The following is a 995-nucleotide window of genomic DNA, read 5'->3' as shown; positions in this document are numbered from 1 at the left end:
GGGCGCCCAGGCGCCGGGCCGCAGGGCATATTGTTCGCGGCGCCGGATGACGTTCCATTTCGCGGTCCGCGTCAGCAATTCATGCGTCAGCGCGGGCTGCTTTTCGTCGGCGACGAGCTGGTAGAGGAAATAGAACAGGTTCAGCGCGCCGGCCTCGAAGCTCGGCCGCGTCGCCGCCGACAGCGAGCGGATCTCCTCCTCCAGCGCGACGATGAAGTCGGCCGCACGGGCGACGGTGCCGTGGCTGACCGCATCGCCAATGTCGCGCAGGTCCCGCGTGGCCTGCGCCAGGCCCTCGCGCTCGAGGTTCTCAGCCACGATCCGCAAATGCGTCCTGCGCATCTCCTTGACGTGCCGGCTCGTCACGCTTGCCTGATGGACGCGGTAGACGACCAGGTTTTCAGGCATCATGGCTGCCGGGTAACGGCCGGCCAGCCGCCTGAAAAGATCGAAATCCTCGGCATGCCGGTAGGCCTGGTCATAGTGCAGGACGCTGTCGTCGATGACCTTCCTGTTGTAGACGACCGTCGGGTGCATGAAGATCGTGAAGAACATCGCCAATACAGGGATGCGGCCGAACTGGAACACCGGATCGGGCCTGCCCCTGGCGATGCGGCCGCGGATCAACATGTCGACGCCGGCGCCGCAGAAGCCCAGTTCGGGCCGCCGCTCGAACAGCGCCACCTGGCGCGACAAACGCCAGGGATAGGCGACGTCATCGGCGTCCATCCGCGCGACCAGTTCGCCCCGGGCGATCGCCAGCCCTTCGTTGAGCGTCGCGACAAGGCCGCGGTTTTCGCGCGAGATGATCGAAATGCGGCTGTCGGCCTTTTGGCATCGCTCGAGTATCTCGAGCGAATTGTCGGTCGAACCGTCATCGATCGCGATGATCTCCAGGCGACTGTGATCCTGCCGCAGGATGCTTCCCAGCGCGGTGGCGAGATAGGGACCGGCATTGTAGACCGGCAACAGGACGGAGACGAGCGGTGCGGCAG

At 65.4% G+C, this 995-nt stretch carries 1 protein-coding gene; it reads right to left on the bottom strand.

The window, feature by feature from the left end; translation table 11 throughout:
• Positions 1-995 (bottom strand): glycosyltransferase family A protein (locus EN925_RS37290; protein ID WP_164894735.1); only part of this gene is annotated, 995 nt, incomplete at both ends.

Source organism: Mesorhizobium sp. M7A.F.Ca.US.006.04.2.1 (genome assembly GCF_004022915.1).
Classification (GTDB): Bacteria; Pseudomonadota; Alphaproteobacteria; order Rhizobiales; family Rhizobiaceae; genus Mesorhizobium; species Mesorhizobium ciceri.
This window is presented reverse-complemented; position numbering and strand designations above follow the sequence as displayed.